This window comes from Acinetobacter portensis (genome assembly GCF_009372215.1).
GTDB lineage: Bacteria > Pseudomonadota > Gammaproteobacteria > Pseudomonadales > Moraxellaceae > Acinetobacter > Acinetobacter portensis.
The window spans coordinates 21114-40164 of sequence record NZ_LWRV01000034.1 but is presented as its reverse complement, the minus strand read 5'-3'; the positions used below and the strand labels follow the sequence as shown (position 1 = coordinate 40164).

18 protein-coding genes and 3 tRNA genes are annotated in these 19051 nt (G+C 38.2%); 8 read left to right on the top strand and 13 right to left on the bottom strand.

Annotation, left to right across the window (positions count from 1 at the left end; genetic code table 11):
* Window positions 1-7 precede the first annotated feature (7 nt).
* From nusA to tpiA, 7 genes are all read right to left on the bottom strand, one after another.
* On the bottom strand, window positions 8-1492 hold the full coding sequence (gene nusA / locus A6M14_RS02345) for a transcription termination factor NusA (RefSeq protein ID WP_152873364.1): 1485 nt from the start codon (window positions 1490-1492) through the stop codon (window positions 8-10).
* 34 nt (window positions 1493-1526) lie between these two features.
* Entirely contained in the window at window positions 1527-2051 is a 525-nt protein-coding gene (gene rimP, locus A6M14_RS02340; protein ID WP_152873362.1) for a ribosome maturation factor RimP, read from the bottom strand.
* Window positions 2052-2266: 215 nt separating this feature from the next.
* A tRNA-Met gene (locus A6M14_RS02335) sits at window positions 2267-2343 on the bottom strand.
* Between the two features lie 88 nt (window positions 2344-2431).
* Window positions 2432-2508, bottom strand: a tRNA-Met gene (locus tag A6M14_RS02330).
* Window positions 2509-2555: 47 nt separating this feature from the next.
* Window positions 2556-2640: transfer RNA gene (locus A6M14_RS02325), tRNA-Leu, on the bottom strand.
* A gap of 53 nt (window positions 2641-2693) precedes the next feature.
* Window positions 2694-3023 carry a preprotein translocase subunit SecG gene (gene secG, locus A6M14_RS02320; protein WP_152873360.1) on the bottom strand — a complete coding sequence of 110 codons (330 nt, stop codon included), beginning with the start codon at window positions 3021-3023 and terminating at the stop codon, window positions 2694-2696.
* Between the two features lie 13 nt (window positions 3024-3036).
* Window positions 3037-3828: a triose-phosphate isomerase gene (gene tpiA / locus A6M14_RS02315; protein ID WP_152873358.1), complete on the bottom strand. Its 792-nt coding sequence runs from the start codon at window positions 3826-3828 to the stop codon at window positions 3037-3039.
* A gap of 281 nt (window positions 3829-4109) precedes the next feature.
* Here tpiA and pilB point away from each other — a divergent pair, with 281 nt between their 5' ends.
* The 4 genes from pilB to coaE are packed head-to-tail and all read left to right on the top strand — an operon-like array spanning window position 4110 to window position 8552.
* On the top strand, window positions 4110-5822 hold the full coding sequence (pilB, locus tag A6M14_RS02310; protein ID WP_152873356.1) for a type IV-A pilus assembly ATPase PilB: 1713 nt from the start codon (window positions 4110-4112) through the stop codon (window positions 5820-5822).
* Window positions 5823-5851: 29 nt separating this feature from the next.
* Window positions 5852-7078 carry a type II secretion system F family protein gene (locus A6M14_RS02305; protein WP_152873354.1) on the top strand — a complete coding sequence of 409 codons (1227 nt, stop codon included), beginning with the start codon at window positions 5852-5854 and terminating at the stop codon, window positions 7076-7078.
* Window positions 7078-7944, top strand: coding sequence for a prepilin peptidase (locus A6M14_RS14310; protein ID WP_152873352.1), 867 nt, complete (start codon window positions 7078-7080; stop codon window positions 7942-7944). The genes A6M14_RS02305 and A6M14_RS14310 overlap by 1 nt, the downstream gene beginning before the upstream one ends.
* Window positions 7945-7946: 2 nt before the next feature.
* Window positions 7947-8552 (top strand): dephospho-CoA kinase, encoded by a 606-nt coding sequence (gene coaE / locus A6M14_RS02295; RefSeq protein ID WP_152873351.1) that lies wholly within the window; start codon window positions 7947-7949, stop codon window positions 8550-8552.
* Here the strand turns inward: coaE and A6M14_RS02290 are convergent.
* The 3 genes from A6M14_RS02290 to ppnP form a co-directional block, all read right to left on the bottom strand.
* Window positions 8549-9469, bottom strand: a complete 921-nt coding sequence (locus tag A6M14_RS02290) for a DMT family transporter (RefSeq protein ID WP_152873349.1) — start codon at window positions 9467-9469, stop codon at window positions 8549-8551. The genes coaE and A6M14_RS02290 overlap by 4 nt on opposite strands.
* A 15-nt stretch (window positions 9470-9484) precedes the next feature.
* Window positions 9485-10240 (bottom strand): 23S rRNA (guanosine(2251)-2'-O)-methyltransferase RlmB, encoded by a 756-nt coding sequence (gene rlmB / locus A6M14_RS02285; protein WP_152873347.1) that lies wholly within the window; start codon window positions 10238-10240, stop codon window positions 9485-9487.
* 135 nt (window positions 10241-10375) lie between these two features.
* Window positions 10376-10699, bottom strand: coding sequence for a pyrimidine/purine nucleoside phosphorylase (gene ppnP, locus A6M14_RS02280; protein WP_152873345.1), 324 nt, complete (start codon window positions 10697-10699; stop codon window positions 10376-10378).
* A 544-nt stretch (window positions 10700-11243) separates the two neighbouring features.
* On the opposite strand from ppnP, the gene recN reads away from it, so the two are divergent.
* From recN to A6M14_RS02260, 4 genes are all read left to right on the top strand, one after another.
* On the top strand, window positions 11244-12905 hold the full coding sequence (recN, locus tag A6M14_RS02275) for a DNA repair protein RecN (RefSeq protein WP_152873343.1): 1662 nt from the start codon (window positions 11244-11246) through the stop codon (window positions 12903-12905).
* Between the two features lie 113 nt (window positions 12906-13018).
* A complete protein-coding gene (locus A6M14_RS02270) occupies window positions 13019-13573 on the top strand; it encodes a YqgE/AlgH family protein (protein ID WP_163122252.1) in 555 nt (184 codons plus the stop codon).
* Window positions 13566-14030 carry a Holliday junction resolvase RuvX gene (gene ruvX, locus A6M14_RS02265; RefSeq protein WP_152873341.1) on the top strand — a complete coding sequence of 155 codons (465 nt, stop codon included), beginning with the start codon at window positions 13566-13568 and terminating at the stop codon, window positions 14028-14030. Before A6M14_RS02270 ends, ruvX begins: the two co-directional genes overlap by 8 nt.
* A 40-nt stretch (window positions 14031-14070) precedes the next feature.
* A protein-coding gene (locus A6M14_RS02260; protein WP_101494812.1) for an IS3 family transposase occupies window positions 14071-15146 on the top strand; the annotation gives its coding sequence in 2 pieces (ribosomal slippage) (window positions 14071-14323 and window positions 14323-15146; 1077 coding nt in all).
* Window positions 15147-15258: 112 nt separating this feature from the next.
* On the opposite strand, the gene A6M14_RS02255 is transcribed toward A6M14_RS02260, so the two are convergent.
* From A6M14_RS02255 to A6M14_RS02245, 3 genes are read right to left on the bottom strand one after another with little or no spacing between them, the layout of a single operon-like run.
* Entirely contained in the window at window positions 15259-16266 is a 1008-nt protein-coding gene (locus A6M14_RS02255) for an HlyD family secretion protein (RefSeq protein ID WP_152873404.1), read from the bottom strand.
* A gap of 37 nt (window positions 16267-16303) precedes the next feature.
* Entirely contained in the window at window positions 16304-16510 is a 207-nt protein-coding gene (locus A6M14_RS02250) for a DUF1656 domain-containing protein (protein ID WP_152873339.1), read from the bottom strand.
* A gap of 2 nt (window positions 16511-16512) precedes the next feature.
* Complete coding sequence (locus A6M14_RS02245) at window positions 16513-18594, bottom strand: FUSC family protein (RefSeq protein ID WP_152873337.1); 2082 nt, start codon at window positions 18592-18594, stop codon at window positions 16513-16515.
* Between the last annotated feature and the right edge of the window lie 457 nt (window positions 18595-19051).

The following is a 19051-nucleotide window of genomic DNA, read 5'->3' as shown; positions in this document are numbered from 1 at the left end:
TTATCTCCTAGTTAAACCATGATTCGCGCGCTTTCATAATGAGTTGACCCGCTTTTTCAGCACCTAAACCTTCAATATCTTCGATATCATCAGTTGCCTGATCAGCAAGATCATCAATTGTTACCACACCACGAGCAGCAAGCGCATAAGCGATCTCTTGTGTCATTCCTTCCATTGCTAGAAGTTCGTCACTCGGATCTTGGATGTTTTCTTGTTGTTTCAATGCATCAGCCAAAGTCACTTCTTTTGCACGACTTTGTAACATTTCTACAACTTCAGCATCTAATTCGATTTCATCAAATGTTTCTGCTGGTACATAAGCAATCTCTTCCAAAGAAGTGAAGCCCATTTCGACCAATGCCATTGCAAGATCTTCAGCAATATCTAGACGACCAACAAACATATCTAAATATTGTTGTGCTTCATTTTGCTGACGTGCATGGTATTCTTCTTCAAGCATCATATTAAGCTTGTAACCAGTCAACTCAGATGCTAAACGTACGTTTTGACCTTGTGAACCGATTGCACGTGCCAATTGATCGCTTGTCGCAAAAATAATATCAGCAGTACGTTCTTCTTCATCAATCACAATGCCCGATACATCAGCAGGCTCTAAAGCACTTGCGATATATTGTGCAGGATCATCAGACCATACAACGACATCAATACGTTCACCATTTAACTCTGATTGAACTGCTTGGATACGTGTACCACGCATACCAATACAAGCACCAACAGGATCAATACGATGGTCGTTTGTTTTTACAGCAATTTTAGCACGTACACCAGGCAGACGAGCTGCTGCTTTAATTTCGATAATTTCTTCAGAAATTTCAGGAATTTCTTTCGTCATTAATGAAATAAGCATTTCAGGCTTAGAACGAGTCAATAACAATTGTGCGCCACGACCTTCGCGATTCACATTATATAAAATTGCATTTACGCGTTGCTTAGGACGAAGAATTTCTTTTGCAATCATTTCTTCGCGCGCAAGATATGCTTCAGCATTGTCACCTAAGTCGATAATGAAACCATCTTTAGTTTGTTTTTTAACTTCACCGTAGATAAGTTCACCAACTTTTGCTTCATATGCATCTGCAATTAAAGCACGCTCTGCTTCACGAATTTTTTGAACAATCACTTGTTTCGCAATTTGTGCAGCAATACGTCCGAAGTCAATCGATTCAACTTCTAACTCACGAATATCGCCAATTGCCCATTGTTCTGGATCTAGATCAGAAATCGCATCTTGACATGCAGGCATTTCATGATCTTCATCGGCAACAACTTCCCATTGACGGAAAGTGCTGTAGTCACCAGTTTTACGGTCAATCTCTACACGTAAACGTGCTTCTTCAGAGTGTGTACCTTCATAGAATTTCTTTTTAGTTGCTGCAACTAGAGCTTGTTCGAGCGCTTCAAAAATCGCATCACGAGGTACACCCTTTTCGTTACTAACTGTTTCTACTACAGTAAGAATTTCGCGTGCCATGAGTCACCTATTCGTCAGATTCTTATTTATTCAATTAATCTTGAAAGATCAAATTCGCTTTATCAATATTGTGACTATCGATGTCCAATACTTGTTGGTTTTCAACTTCAACCTGAATCATTTCATTTTCAAGATCAACAGTAATGAGTTTTGCTTGAAATTTACGACGTTTTTCTACTGCGCTAATCAAACGTAAGGCAACCTGTTGACCAATATACGCTGACATTTGCTCTAGTTGAAAGAAAGGACGATCCCAACCTGGAGATGACACTTCAAGTGCATATTCACCAGAAATTGGATCATGTACGTCAAGCATTGCACCGACTTGTTGTGTTACGCGTACGCAATCTTGAACGCCAATACCACGACCTTGCTCTTCTTCACCATCTTCATTCGCGATAGTTTCTGCGCTTGCATCGACTGCTTTGTCGATATAAATACGCAATAAAGAACGTTTACCTTGAGGTGTAAATTCAATACCCCAAAGATCTACATTACATGCTTGTACTGCTGGAGCAATAAGGTCCTGAAGTACTTGAGTTTTATTTGATAGCTTCATTTACTCTCGTCAAATTTGTGAAATTAAATGGTCAACGGCCACTACAAGCCAATATAGAACTATTGTAGTAGTGAATCATGACGATTTGACCAAAAAATTGTCGACACTACACGATAGATAATAAAAAAGGGCGTAATCGCCCCATTATTACACAGAAAACCAAAGTCCACTGTGCAAAAAGGCCCACCTTTGTTGTGAGCCTCTCTTTAGAAACTTGGTAGCGGGAGCTGGATTTGAACCAACGACCTTCGGGTTATGAGCCCGACGAGCTACCAGACTGCTCCATCCCGCATCAACGTGCAAAAATTATATACAAAATACTGATCATTTTCAATCAAACTTTCAGTTTTCGCCCAATTAAGTTGCACCTTAATTGGAAGTGGTAGCGGGAGCTGGATTTGAACCAACGACCTTCGGGTTATGAGCCCGACGAGCTACCAGACTGCTCCATCCCGCAACTATAGATTTACTGCTTACACCAAATTATATTCTGGATTAATAATTTGGTGCGGAAGGGGGGACTTGAACCCCCACGCCCGAAAGCACTACCACCTCAAGGTAGCGTGTCTACCAATTCCACCACCACCGCAGCAGTGAGGCATTCTAGTCGCATCAAACCAAAAAAGAAAGGTTTAATTGGACTTATTCGCCTGTTTTAGGTGCAGTTGGTGAAGTTTCAGGCAGTGTAGCTGGTGTCGAAGTCGTGGTATTTACCGATTTCAAGCTATACGCATCTGTTGTCTGTTTCTTCGCAAATACGGCTAGCGTAAGGCTTGTAACAAAAAAAAGTGCCGTTAAAACTGCAATTAAGCGAGTTAAAAAGCTACCAGAACCTGATGCACCAAATACTGTTGCTGCACCACCACCACCAAAAGAAGCACCTGCATCTGCACCTTTACCATGTTGAACTAAAATCAGACCAATCATTAAAACGGCTAAGATAATATGTACTACCAGCACAAAAGTATGCATGCTGAACTCCTAATTATTTTGTATTTGCAAATGCATGAGCAATTTTATGGAATGACTCTGCATTTAATGATGCACCACCTACGAGCGCACCATTGATATCTGGACAGGCCGCTAACTCTACTGCATTTTCAGGTTTAACACTACCACCATAGAGAATTGCCATACTTTGACCATAGGTCGTAATTTGGCTTAAACCTTCACGAATTTGTGCATGCATTGCTTGAGCATCTGCAGGTGAAGCAGTTTTACCTGTTCCAATCGCCCAAATGGGTTCGTAAGCAATAACAATATTTTGCCATTGTTCACTGTCAACAACCGTTGCAATATCACAAATTTGCTGTAAAACAACCTGCTCTGCTTGACCACTTTCACGCTGTTCTAAGCTTTCACCAACACAATAAATAACAGTCAAACCTGCATTTAATGCATTCTTCATTTTTTCATTTAAGATTTGAGCTGATTCACCGAAAATTTCTCGACGTTCTGAATGCCCAATCAAAACAAAGTTAATTTGACTATCTTTTAGCAATTCAGCGCTTACTTCACCTGTATAAGCACCTGTTGCTGCAATTCGAGATAAATCTTGAGCGACAGTATAAACCATACGATTCGCTGAACTTAACGCTGTTTGAGTTGTTGTAAGCGCTAAAGTTATAGGAGCTACACCGATATAGCAGCTGCTTTCATCGATTGGATGAGCTTGTAATAAACTTTTGAAATCTTGAATAAGTTGTTGAGCATCGGCCTGCATTGGATTCATCTTCCAATTACCAACTACCCACGGCGTAATCGTTGAACCCGACATACAAATAACCTGCAAAAAAACAATTCTGAAAACCGAGCACATTCTACACGTAAAAATAATTTGTGCTTAAAAAATTTAAACGACTTTCATTATACAAATTTATAAAATATTTCTAATAACTCAGGTCATATTCTGCAATTTTATGGCTTTCCCATAAATAGCTCACATTTATTATGCAGACTTAACTAGGGATATTCATTTTACATGTGGTATTTTTTCGTAACAAAAGTATAATTTTATTATACCAATTATAAACATTATTTTTTTTAAGGACCTCGGGGATGTCAGTCACACAATCTATACCGAAATTTACCGGCTTTATTCGACGCCTCGTTGAAAATGGGGTTGTTGATGCGGCAGCTATGCAAAATGCAATTATCAGTGCAAAAAAAGCTGGGCAAGACATTGTTCCCTATTTAATTCAAAATCTAAAAATTTCATCACTCCTGATTGCCGAAACGATTGCTACAGAATTTGGTGAGCCAATTTTTAACCTATCCGTATACAATACAGACATGTTGGTTAAAGAAGGAATCGATGACAAAATAATTACTAAACATCGAGTGTTGCCTATTTTTAGTCGCGGTAACCTTCTTTACGTCGCAACGAGCAATCCAACAAATATAGAAGCAATGGATGCTATTCGTTTTAACAGTAAGATGAATGTTGAAGCGATTATTGTTGAGGCTGACAAGTTAGACAAAGTTATTGAAAATATTTATGCCGATAGCGGTAGCTTTGAATTTGGCGATGATGACTTCGATTTAGAAGTTGAAGAAATAGATACCAATCAAGACAATCAGGAAAATGATGATCCTACAGGTGATGAATCGCCTATTGTTAAATACATTAATAAACTTTTAGTAGATGCCATTCGTATGGGTGCTTCAGATTTACACTTTGAGCCTTACGAAAAATCATATCGTGTTCGCTACCGTGTAGATGGTGTTTTACGTCAAATTGCCACTCCCCCACTACAGCTTGCAAATCGTTTAGCTTCACGTTTAAAAGTGATGTCCCAAATGGACATCTCTGAAAAACGTGTGCCACAAGATGGTCGTATTAAATTAAAAATTTCTAAAACCAAAGCCATCGATTTTCGTGTGAACTCTCTCCCAACATTGTTTGGTGAAAAACTGGTACTGCGTATTTTAGATCCATCGAGTGCAATGTTAGGTATTGATGCTTTAGGTTATGAACCTGAGCAAAAAGAACTTTTCATGGATGCTCTAGACAAACCTCAAGGTATGCTTTTAATCACGGGTCCAACTGGTTCAGGTAAAACAGTATCCTTATATACAGGTCTGAACATTCTTAACCGAGAAGATACTAATATTTCTACTGCCGAAGATCCTGTGGAAATTAACTTAGAAGGTATTAACCAAGTTAACGTAAACAATAAAATTGGTTTAACTTTCTCTGCTGCATTAAAATCCTTCCTACGACAAGATCCTGATATTGTGATGGTCGGAGAAATTCGTGATCTGGAAACTGCTGAAATTGCAATTAAAGCAGCACAAACAGGTCATATGGTGATGTCTACATTACATACCAACAGCGCGCCTGAAACTTTAACGCGTTTAAGAAATATGGGCGTTCAATCTTTCAATATTGCAACATCTGTAAATCTAGTAATTGCACAGCGTTTAGCACGTCGCTTATGTCCTCACTGTAAAACGCCATCTGATGTTCCTGAACAGAGCTTATTAGAAATGGGCTTTACAGCAGATGATTTAGCAAATCCTGACCTTAAAATATTCCAACCTGTTGGCTGTTCTGAGTGTCGTGATGGCTATAAAGGACGTGTTGGTATTTATGAAGTAATGAAAGTAACACCCGAAATTTCAAAAATTATTATGGAAGATGGTAATGCACTTCAAATTGCAGAAGCTTCCGCAAAAGCAGGCTATAACAATTTACGCCGATCAGGTTTATTAAAAGTCATGCAAGGGGTAACTTCTTTACAAGAAGTAAATCGTGTGACGAGTGAATAAATAAAGATTCAAAATAAGGATAACGACGCATGGCTGTCAAAAAAGCACAGATGATGCCCACCTTCATATACGATGGAGTTGACCGTAAAGGGGCTAAACTTAAAGGGGAAATTCCAGCTCGTAATATGGCTTTGGCTAAAGTTACCTTACGCAAGCAAGGAATTACCATTAAATCCATTCGAGAAAAGAAAAAAAATATTCTCGAGGGGCTTTTTAAGAAAAAAGTAACTACTTTAGACATTACAATTTTTACGCGTCAGCTTGCAACCATGATGAAAGCAGGTGTTCCTTTAGTTCAAAGCTTTGAAATTGTTGCTGAAGGTTTAGACAACCCAGCAATGCGTGAAGTGGTTGTAGGCATTAAAGGAGAAGTTGAAGGCGGTAATACTTTTGCAGGTGCATTAAAAAAGTATCCTCAATATTTTGACAAACTCTTTTGCTCACTGGTTGAATCTGGCGAACAATCGGGTGCACTCGAAACCATGCTAGATCGTGTTGCAATTTACAAAGAAAAAAGTGAGCTTCTAAAACAAAAAATTAAGAAAGCCATGAAGTATCCTATTACTGTCGTTATCGTTGCACTCGTTGTTACTATTATTTTGATGGTGAAAGTAGTTCCTGTATTTGAAGAGTTATTTACCTCTTTTGGTGCAGAATTACCAGCATTTACCAGAATAGTGGTCAATATGTCTGAATGGATGCAGAAATATTGGTTTATTTTAATTATTGCGATTGCAGCAACTATTGCTGGCTTCTTACAGGCAAAGAAACGCAGTAAACCATTCCGAGATTTACTCGATAAACTTGCTTTAAAAGCCCCTATTTTTGGTGATCTTGTTTATAAAGCAATTATTGCACGTTATAGCCGCACACTAGCAACCACCTTTGCAGCAGGTGTACCCCTTATTGATGCCTTAGAATCAACAGCAGGTGCAACAAATAATGTCGTTTATGAAGAAGCTGTCATGCGTATTCGAGATGATGTTTCTACGGGGCAACAACTTCAATTTGCAATGCGAGCAACTAACGTTTTTCCATCAATGGCAATTCAAATGGTGGCGATTGGTGAAGAATCAGGTGCGCTCGACTCTATGTTAGATAAAGTCGCGACTCACTATGAAAATGAAGTCGATAATGCTGTAGATGGTTTAACATCAATGATGGAACCACTTATTATGGCTGTGCTTGGTGTACTTGTAGGTGGTCTTGTTATTGCGATGTACCTTCCAATTTTCCAAATGGGTTCTGTGGTTTAATGCAAGAATTAATCTCTTATTTTATTTCAAACCCAACTGCGCTTTATATCGCAGTTGGGCTTTTTAGTTTATGTATTGGTAGTTTTTTAAATGTTGTCATTTATCGAACCCCCAAAATGATGGAACAAGAATGGCGTACAGATTGCCAATTTTTATTACATCCTGAACAACCCATCATCGATGAAACAAAAATCACATTAAGCAAACCTGATTCAACATGCCCAAAATGCCAATCTGCTATTCGTTGGTATCAAAATATTCCTGTGATTAGTTGGATATTTTTAAAAGGGAAATGTGGAAGCTGTAAAAATCCAATTAACATACGCTATCCACTCATTGAACTACTTACAGCAACAGCATCACTCATTGTTGTCGCTGTATTTGGGCCTACACTTCAAATGCTATTCGGCTTAGTTTTAACATGGATTTTAATTGCTTTAACCTTTATCGATTTTGATACACAACTTTTGCCAGACCGCTATACACTCACTTTAGCTGCTATTGGTTTAGCAATTAATAGCTTTGGTCTTTTCACAACACCAACTTCTGCAATTTGGGGTTATATCATTGGTTTCTTATGCCTTTGGATTGTGTACTACATTTTTAAAATAGTGACAGGCAAAGAAGGTATGGGCTATGGCGACTTTAAATTACTTGCCGCATTAGGCGCATGGATGGGACCACTTATGCTCCCACTCATTGTTCTACTCTCATCATTGGTTGGTGCTATCATTGGTATCATTTTGATAAAAGTCCGCAAAGAAAATCAACCTTTCGCATTTGGTCCTTATATTGCAATAGCAGGTTGGATTGCCTTTCTTTGGGGTGAACAAATCATGCAATTATATTTAGGTCAGTTAGGTTAATTATGTCATTTATTTTGGGTTTAACAGGTGGAATTGGTAGTGGTAAATCGGCTGCTAGCCAGTGGTTTGAATCTCAAAATATTGTCGTTATAGATGCCGATATTGTTGCCCGAGAAATTGTAATGATTGGGCAACCTGCCTTGGCTCAAATTCAACAAGCTTTTGGTGATTGGGTTTTACTTGAAAATGGTGAACTGAATCGACGTGCATTACGTGAACACATTTTTGCAGATCCAAGCGCACGTAAAACCTTAGAAAATATTACCCACCCTGCTATTCGAAGCTCTATTATTCAACAGTTAGCTAAAGCTCAAAGTGATTATGTTATTTTAGTTTCACCGCTACTTTTTGAAAGTAAACAGTATCAATTAACACATCGCACCTTACTCATAGATGCATCAGAAGAGTTACAAATTGAACGCGCATCGCAACGTGATGGGCAAAATATTGAGCAAATTAAAAGTATCATTCAAGCGCAAATGCCGCGTATAGAAAAACAAAAATTAGCAGATGATATTGTGTTAAATGATGGGCATCTTGATCATTTATATGAAAAGCTGAAAACTCTACATCAAGAATATTTAGCACTATCAAAAAAGCAGTCTTAATTAGACTGCTTTTTTTGTTGCTCAAGTTGGACTTCTAAACTGTCTTTCCGACCAAACCATCGCCAAGGTTGCAAAGCACCAATTGCCATACCAATTAAGCCACAAATAATAGCCAAACTTAAAGGCTCACCCAATACGGGCACTGCAATCACTGCCGCCATAAAAGGCGCAAGTGTCACAATACTTCCTGTTTTAAATGCACCCAAGCGCTTAATGGCTTCTACATAAGCAAGCGTTGCAATAATTACAACAAATACGCCATGAAAGAGCATTTGCGCCATAAGATGGATGGGCTCGGGTTCAGATAAATGCTTGGGTAAAAATAATATATAAATTGGCAAATAAACAATTGCCGACCAAATTGCTACACCTGACATTGCATGCCATGCAGAAAGTTTCCATTGGCGCAAAAGTACCGAAAACACTCCCCACCACATTGCACTTAAAACAAACAGCAAATCACCTAAACCAAAAGCAACACCTGTTTCTCTATACATAAGTAAACTCATGATGCTAATAGATGCAATCATGATGATGACACTGAGCCATGTATGTTTATCGAAGGCATATTTGAAAAGCAAGAAACCTGCAAAGGCGGTACATAAAGGAATAAAACCATTTAAAAAAATAGCGGCATGTGCAGCAGGTACATAATGAAATGCTGAATATGCCGTTAAACAATAACCAACACCACCAATCATCGCCAAGATAAAAGGCTTTTTTTTCCATAAAAAAGCGGTGTCTTTTTTATAAATTAAAATTGGCACAAGAATCACAAAGGCTAAAGCAAAGCGCAGTGCGGTAATATCCCACGCTTCAATCCCCCATTTTACATTTAACCGTGACGTTAAAGTAAAACCACCCCAAATCAACATGGAGATTAGGACATAAATATAGCCTTGTGTTCTTGATGTCATCTAGTTGTGCAGCTTTTATGAATTAACATTACGTTGACGGCAAGCTTCATACAAAGCCATCCCTGTTGCAACGCTGACATTTAAACTCTGTAAATTTCCTGCCATTGGAATATATACAGTTTGATCACACTGAGCCTGAGTAATTGGACGTAAACCTGTATCTTCTGCGCCCATCACCACACAAATACCTGTTCCAGTAAAGTCGAAACTCTGAATAGGTAAGGCTTTTTCATCAAGCATTGTGCCTACAACACGAACATTATAATCTTCTTTCATTTGATCTAATGTACGTGCCAAATTTGTGACTTGGATAAACTTCACTTTTTCTGCGCCACCTGCAGCCACTTTACGTGCTGTAGGCGTTAATGTTGCAGAACGATCACGTGGTGCAATCACGGCTTCCACACCCATTGCCGCAGCAGTACGAATACATGCACCTAAATTATGCGGGTCTGTAATATGGTCAAGTGCCAGTAAAAGTGCTTGAGGATTTTGAGTTAAAAGCTCTTCAAGATCTTTTTCATTTAATGTTGGATGCGAACGTACAGCCGCAACCACACCTTGATGGAAAGGCTGTCCTGCAAGTTTTTCTAATTTATCTTTACTGGCTTGTTGTACGCTAATACCAAAAGGTTCAGCCAATTCAAGTACACGCTTCAAACGTAGATCATCTCTACCTTTTAAAGAAAATAGTGTTAAAACTCGTTCTGGTTCAAGCTCCAACAATGACTCCACCGAGTGAATGCCATAAAAATATTCAGTTTTTGCCATGAACGACCTCTAACATGTTGACTGATAATACAAAAAGAAAAATCCTGCAAAGCAGACTTTACAGGATTTATGCTGAATCATTAGTTTAACCGATTTAGGCTAAAATTTCTTTGTCTGAATCTTCTGATTTAATGCTTAACCACCCAAATGGCAAACATAATCTACAACTTCATCTGCTTCAATTTTAAAACGGCTATTTCCAGGCACATAGAACGATTGTCCTGCACGAAACAATTCGCTTTCTTCATTATCGGCAATGCGTACACGACATTCACCTGAAATAATTTCCATACGCTCAGGAACATGAGTTGCAAAAGTGAGTTCTTGTTTACTTGGTAAAAGTACGCCTAATGTCTTTTTTGTTCCATCTTCAAATTGAACAGTGTGGCTGACACATAACCCATCAAAATAAACATTCGATTTTTTTACTACAGATACATGATCAAACTGGGCTGACATGCGTACTCTCCAAATAACGCGTTTTTATATTTTATAATTAGTTTATTTAGAAAGATAAATAGACCAATTAATCTCTTTATAGGTAAAACAATACGCTTCAAACTTAAGCATAAATGATGCTTTTGCTTTTGCCTACTCACCTCAATTTCACAGAATTTTAAAGCAACTACACCATAAGTACAAATCACTTTTTGCACAATACTCACTAAAGTTTCAGATGACTTTTGCATAGCAAGAAATATTCCATACTTATATTTCACGATTGGGTTTCAAGCAAGACTCTCTCCTACAATCACTTAAAATGTTTTCAATTCAATAAGATCTTCATCATCTTTACAAAGAGATGTTTAATACCTATGAAAAAACATGCTCTAAACCCTATATTTAGCGTATATTTAAGAAATTCCCTTTTATTTTGAATGGTCTGTTTAATTCTAATCAGTATTATTTTTAGCGTTATTTTAAGATAGAATTAATCTGATTTTGTAGCAAAAAACAAAACTTGACGACCTTTAACTAAACTTTTCGCAGCTTGGATGCGTTTATGCTGACACATTTAACTCTGATTAATTTCGCATTAGCCGAACATTTAGCTATTGATATTGAAGAAGGTTTTAACGTTCTTACGGGTGAAACTGGCGCAGGAAAATCATTATTACTCGATGCGCTTTCTGCTTGTTTGGGCGAAAGAACAGATACCAATTATGTTCGCTTTGGCTCTGAAAAAGCAGATGTCACTGCAACATTCAGCTATAAAGAAAATAGCCCCGAAGCATTATGGCTAAAAGAGCAAGAATTAGCAGATGAATCTGGCGAAATTCTTTTACGTCGTGTAATTTTTGCCACAGGTCGAAGCAAAGCGTGGATTAATGGTCGCCCAAGTAGCTTGTCTGAGTTAAAAGAAATTGGACGCTTACTCGTGCAACTTTATAGTCAGCACAGCCAACAACAACTATTAGAACCACCTTATCCAAAACATTGGTTAGACCGCTACAATAATTTCTATATACCTGCTCAAGATGTCCGTGATGCGTATAGCAAATGGCAAAAAGATATCCGTCAGCATCAATCTGCATTGGATGCTCAAGCAACGCGTAAACAACGTATAGAAACCTTAGAACTTCAAATCGAAGAACTTGAAGATTTAGTTCAAGTCGATTACAAAGAAATTGAACAAGAGTTCGACCGCCTGAGTCACCATGAAAATATCATGCAAGATTGTGGTTATGCTCTTAGCGCAATTGATGATGCCGAACAAAATATCAATCAAGAAATTGCATCTATTTTACGTCGTTTAGAGTCACATTCTGGACGCAGTGAACAACTCGCTGAAATTTACACATCACTCTTGAATGCTCAAAGTGAACTAGATGATGCAACTGCAAATTTACGTAATTTCATCGATAAACAAAGTTTCGACCCTGAACGTATGGAAGAGTTAAATTCTAAACTTGAAGTTTTCCATCGTTTAGCACGTAAATATAGAACACAGCCTGAAACACTCAAAGAAGAATATGATGCTTGGCAGTCTGAGCTTGAGCAGCTACATCAACTAGAAGACCCTGAAGCACTAGCGGAACAAGTAGAAGCTTCACATCAAGACTTTTTAGCCAAAGCGCAACATTTAGATAATATTCGTCGCGAGGCTTCGCTTCCTTTAGCTAAACATCTTACAGAACAAGTGAAACAACTTGCGTTACCCGAAGCTCATTTCGAATTTAAATTTGAACCTTTAGAACAAGTCTCAAGTGAAGGTTTAAGCTTTATTCAGCTTTTATTTACAGCAAATAAGGGCATCCCTGCTCAACCTTTAGCACGTGTTGCTTCGGGTGGTGAATTATCTCGTATCGCCTTAGTCATGCAAGTTATGAATGCTGAAAAAACAGAAGCTGAGGTTTTAGTCTTCGATGAAATTGATGTGGGTATTAGTGGTGGTACAGCAGAAATAGTCGGTCGTTTGCTTGCAGGTTTAGGGCAACATGTTCAAATTTTATGTATTACCCACCAAGCACAAGTTGCCGCACAATCCGATCAACACTTACTTGTGAAAAAGCGTCAAACCGACCCTGCAAGTAGTACGATTATTGACTTAGAAGAAGATGATCGAGTTCTTGAACTTGCACGTATGACAGGGGGAATAGAACTGAATGAAACCACCCTTCAACATGCGAAACAATTACGCCAATTGAAATTTCAACCTGTCTAACAAACAAACTAAAAATTGAAATGTAAAAATAATTGAGTGAAACAACAAAGTTTGTGTCACTTATTTATTAAAATAGACATTTATTAATTGATCAATTTAGGAGAAGCCTTTAGGTGCCGAAACAATATTTGATGCATCGTTGTCTTATTGCTCCACCAGATATGGATGATGCTTTCTTTGCAAATACCGTCATCTATTTAGCTCGTCACGATGAAGATGGCGCTCAAGGCATTATCATTAATCGCCCTTCTGGTCTTCAAATTAAAGAACTCTTAAATGACCTCGATATAGAAGCCGATCATGTAAATCCACACGATGTTTTACAAGGTGGTCCTTTACGCCCAGAAGCAGGCTTTGTACTTCATACAGGTCAACCCATTTGGCTATCATCTGTTGCGATAGGTGAAAATGTGTGTCTTACCACATCTAAAGATATTTTAGATGCAATTGCACACAATGAAGGTGTTGGTCGTTACCAAGTTGCGTTAGGCTATGCAAGCTGGGACAAAAACCAACTAGAGCAAGAAATTTCTCGTGGTGATTGGCTCATTTGCGACTCCGATATGGATTTAATTTTTAACTTACCTTATGACGACCGTTGGGATGCTGCCTATAAAAAAATGGGCGTAAACCGTACATGGTTATCTTCTGAGATTGGTCATGCCTGATTTATCCGCGCCACACATGATTATGGCGTTTGACTTTGGTACTCAAAAAATGGGGATGGCTGTTGGTCAATCTCTCATTGAAAGTGCCAATCCTCTTGCTTTATTTCCCATGAAAGATGGAATTCCAAACTGGGATGAACTTTTAAAAATTGTGAAACAGTATCAACCCACTCTTTTTTTAGTGGGTTTACCATTAAATATGGATGATACCGAATCTGAACTTTCAACGCGTTCTCGTAAATTTGCACGTCGTTTACGCCATCAAACCAACATAGAAACCTTAATGGTCGATGAGCGTTTAACCACACGTGAAGCACGTGATGAACTCGATCATTATCAATCGCAAGGTCGTGGCAAAAAACTTTCTGCAGATAGTATTGCTGCGGCTTTATTTATTGAAAGTTGGTATAGAAACCCTGAAGGTTTGGTAATCCCCCCTAAAAATAATAGGATCTAAAAGTAGAATTTTCTCTTAAGATACGAGCAGGAGATTCTGCATGAAAACATCTAAATTTACTGACAGTCAGATCATGTCCATCTTGAAACAGGCAGAATCTGGCACACCTGTAGCGACCCTTTGCCGTGAACACGGCATGAGTAATGCTACCTTTTATAAATGGCGTGCCAAATATGGTGGTATGGATACATCATTAATGGCTCGACTGAAAGAGCTAGAAGCCGAAAATACCAGACTTAAAAAGATGTATGCGGAAGAGCGATTAAAGGCCGAAATCATCCAGGAAGCGATGGCAAAAAAGTGGTAAAGCCATCTTGCCGGCGTAAGATGGCACAACAGGCAGTTGCCCAGCATGCCATTAGTATTCGTTTGGCTTGTAAAGCATTTGGCATTAGTGAAACCTGCTACCGCTATCAAGCCAAACTCAGCGATGACAATGCACTCATTGCTGAACAGCTCATTGAACTCACTGAGGAAAATTCCGACTGGGGCTTTGGTTTGTGCTTCTCGTATTTACGGCATGTTGAGAGTTGCTGCTGGAATCACAAGCGGGTTTACCGCATTTACTGTGAGTTGGCACTGAATCTGCGTATTAAACCGAGAAGAAGACTAAAACGGCATGCGCCTGAACCATTGAAAGAACCAATCCGAGAAAATCAAGTTTGGTCATTAGATTTTATGCATGATCAGCTTTCCGATGGTCGCAAGTTTCGATTATTGAATGTGATTGATGATTACCGCCGCGAAGGCCTAGCCATTGAAGCAGGGTTCTCATTGCCCACAATCAGGGTTATTCGTACGTTGAATCAATTGCTGGAGTGGAGAGAAAAACCGTTAGTGATCCGATGCGATAATGGTCCCGAATTTATCAGTCACGAATTTGTGCGCTGGGCTACTGAGCACGGTATTCGTATTGAATATATTCAACCGGGTAAGCCACAGCAGAATGCGTATATTGAACGCTATAATCGGACCATACGTTATAGTTGGCTGAGCAAGCATTTATTTGATACTTTGGATGAAGTACAAGATTATGCAACAAACTGGTTGTGGCATTACAACCATGAAAGACCACATCAAGCTAACAAAGGAAAGCCACCTCTAATGGCTGCTTAACCTCTACTTTTAACTTCGGTTATTTATGGGAGGATTACCGTTTAACGCCTTAGCCCACAAATAAAAAAGCATCCAAATTAGGATGCTTTTTTATGAAATGAACGACGGTTTTTTATTTTTTATCTTCTAAAATATGTACAGTAACTGTGCGACCTGCAACAAATGCCAATTCATTTTTTGGAATTTCATCCAAAACAATTTTCACAGGAACACGTTGTGCTAAACGAACCCAGCTAAATGTTGGGTTTACATTTGCCAATAATCCAGTCGTTGAGGTTCGCTCTCTATCTTCAATACCCGATGCCATGCCTTGAACATGACCTTTGAGTTTATGAGAATCTCCCATTAATTGAATAGTTGCGGGCGCACCAACATAAATTTTATTCAGTTTCGTTTCTTCAAAATAACCCACAACATATAACTGTTGTCGGTCTAATAAAGCCGCGACGGCTTGTCCAACTTTTACATAATTACCTTCTTTTAATTCAAAATTAGATAATGTGCCATCGGCAGGTGCTACAACTTCTGAACGATGTAGATTTAGCTCAGCCAAATGTACGCTACTGGTTGCGACCTCAATGAGTGCTTTTTGCTGAATAATATTGGCTTTTGCTTGTTCAATAGCGGCTTGCAATTGCTCATGTTCTGCATGTGATTGATCTCGCACAGCAAACATTTGATCTTGTTCTTGTTTTGAAATTGCGCCATCCATCAAACTTGCATAACGACTTGCATTTTTATCTGCCAAATTACTATTTGCTTTTGATTTCGCTACGTTTGCTTTTGCTTGCAATAACTCAGCCTCAGCACCAGCCAAACTCGCCTTGGCTTTTGCTAAATCTGAACGTGCCTGCTCAACATCTAAAGCTTGTCGAGCAACATCAATTTTAAAAAGCACTTGCCCTTTCTTCACTGTTTGGTTGTCTTGAACAAATACTTCTGTGACTAAACCTGAAACATCAGAAGATAATTGAATGACATCTCCTCTTACACGCCCATCACGTGTCCACGGCTCAGAATTGTAATAGTTCCAAATGTGTTTAATTGCGAATATTGCAAGAATCGCAACCACTAAAAAACCAAGCGGTCGTATGATTTTACGTAAATCAAAGGATGCCATTTTCATTTTACCTCGTTCATTTCAATAGATTGTGCGCTTATGCAAAACACACGATAAAACCCCAATGGATTAGCCATAACAAGATGAGATACAAACACAAATTAAAAACGCTCGGTAATGGAATCCAGCCGTTTTCAACTAAACGATCTGTACCAATCATTACAATGCGTAAAACCATGTATGCAAGCACACTTTGAATTAAAAAAATTGGCACATACACGCCATATATATTGAGTTCACCCATGTTTATGCACTCACCAAATGTACTTGTGCCGTTTCATCAAAAGTTGCATGACATAAACTGCTTTGAATATTATTTAAAGAAACCTGTAAACGCTGTGCAATATTAATATCATCCAACACAAAGGCTTCTTGCTGAATGCTTTGGATTTTATTGAGTAAGGTATTTCGAAGCTCATCTTCTGCTTGATGTAATTCTTTGGCGCGGAAATAGTCATCTAAATAAGACTGTAAATCTGCCAAACTTTGGAAGATACTCAGTTGATCATCCATCTTATTCATAAGCTCTTGAATACGCGTTAAATCAATCACAGCACTGGATTCAATCAGTGCCAAATGAATATTTTTCTTTAAGGAATCGGACTGAACCACTTTTGTATTTAAGATACCAATCCGATCTAACATACCGCGCAAGTGAATTCTGAAATTCACACCATATGGAATGTATAAAGCTTGTCGAATAGCTTTGTAATGTAAAGATAAAATACGTTGAGCCGTAATATCTGGTGACATTGCACGAACCAAATGAATCACATAAACCGAAATAATTGGACCAATCACCGTTCCAATAGATGCATCAAAAAAGAAAACCTGATCTAGAACATAACGATTTTGCAGATTCAACCCCATAATTGTTCCCATTAATAAAGGCAAAGCCAGCGCAGTTAATGGCGGATGCGGAAACATCATTAGGCAATACATTACAAAAGGTGCAAGTACCAAACAGAGTTGCCAAAATTCCGTAACGTAGGGGAAGATGCCATAAGCATAAAGAAAGACAAAAACTCCTGCATAAATGTTACCGCGAATAAATATTTTTAAGGCAGGTACAGGATTATCCATAAAGGTTAAAATACAGGCACTAATCGCCGCCATTTCAGCAAGCATAAAACCTGCTTTCCAGCCACTTAAAATCCAGAAACCTGTAGCAACAACCACAACAATAAATGCAGAAATACCACCACGAACCGCCATACCATAATCACGGTGTAAACTTGGATAATTCGTGGTTAATGGCGCAACACTTTCAGGTAATGTTGCATCGCCTTTTTGAATACGTTGCCAAATGAGTTTGAGCGCCCGTACATTTTGAATGAAATGTCGTAAATCCATTCTTAAACTTAGCAACATGACTTGTTGTGACGCTGTTGCAGATGCAGAAATAGCAGCAAAATCTTGATCAAAACTTTCAGGTAAAGCATTTAATTTAAATTCTGAAATATCATGATCTCGCTGTAAAAAATCGATAATATGTTCATTCGCAACTTTTAAAGCATCTCGATATTTCATATCAATTTGATCTAATTGCTTAATTCGCTCTGCCATTGAAACTAAATTCGATACAAGCATACTGAGCTGATGCAACATTTCTTGCAAAGGTTTAGTCATTCCCTGCAAAGTCGATTTTTCATAGCTTAAATGCACTGCCATGACATGAATATCGGCAATATCTCGTGCAATACTACTCAGCGCTGTGCTGTAGTTTCCAAGCTCTTTCTCATCAATTAAGATTTTTTCAAAGAGCTCTCTTGTATCTTGAAGTGCTTTTGAAACTCGTGTTTTGACCGCAGGCCCTATATGCATTGGAAAAATGGTTGTGGTCACAATAGCACTACACACCACCCCTACTGTGATTTCCAAAAACCGCCCAATTGCCATGTCAAATACAGAACTAGTATCGATGTTATACACAATGTTGTAGCTGATAATAACCGTCGTATAACCTGCAAGCATACAAATGTAGCTGCGTGGTGTTCGATCTAATAATGAAATATAAAGACAGAAACCAACCCAAAAGGCTAAAAAGAAAGTAAATATCCACGGTGTATTAATTAAAGCGGGCGTAACTACAATTGAAACAATTGCCCCTAATAAGGTTCCCAATACTCGATATAAACTTTTAGAAGATGTCATGCCTGAATATGGATTGGCAATCACAAATACAGTACCAACAGCCCAAATGGGATAAGCCAAATTCAAAGAAAATGCGACATAAAGTGCCAACATACCCGCCAAAAACGTTTTAGTCGCAAAAATCCAATCCATTTTATTGGGTCGGAAAGCGAGTATTTGTTTGGTCAGCAACATAGCTTATCTCTGAAAGTGTTTGAGACTTCTTTTAGAGAAAACTTCATCGCGCCATATAAATAAATATACAGCGTCATTTAATCCTCGCATTTAACGAAAATTTTTAAAGGTTATTCAAGTAAAAGAAATCATATATAGACATGATCAAAAAATTGTCATATCGGAAGAAAATGGAGATGACTATTTGCTCAATAGCAAGTAGATTATTTATTCACCATTGGATATTTTCAAAGCAGATTTTTTCAAAAATAATCAAATTTGTCAACATTAATATCTTTATTTGATAATTTAGCTAATATTTTTATGATATTTATACATATTATCTTCCATTTTCTTAAACTATACATCTAAGCACCTAATTTACATTAAGAGGATTGCAATAAAAGCGATGTCGTTTTTCCGTATTTTTGCTATATAGTGACTATTATTCAAATGTCCTCTTCATTAGACCAAGCAG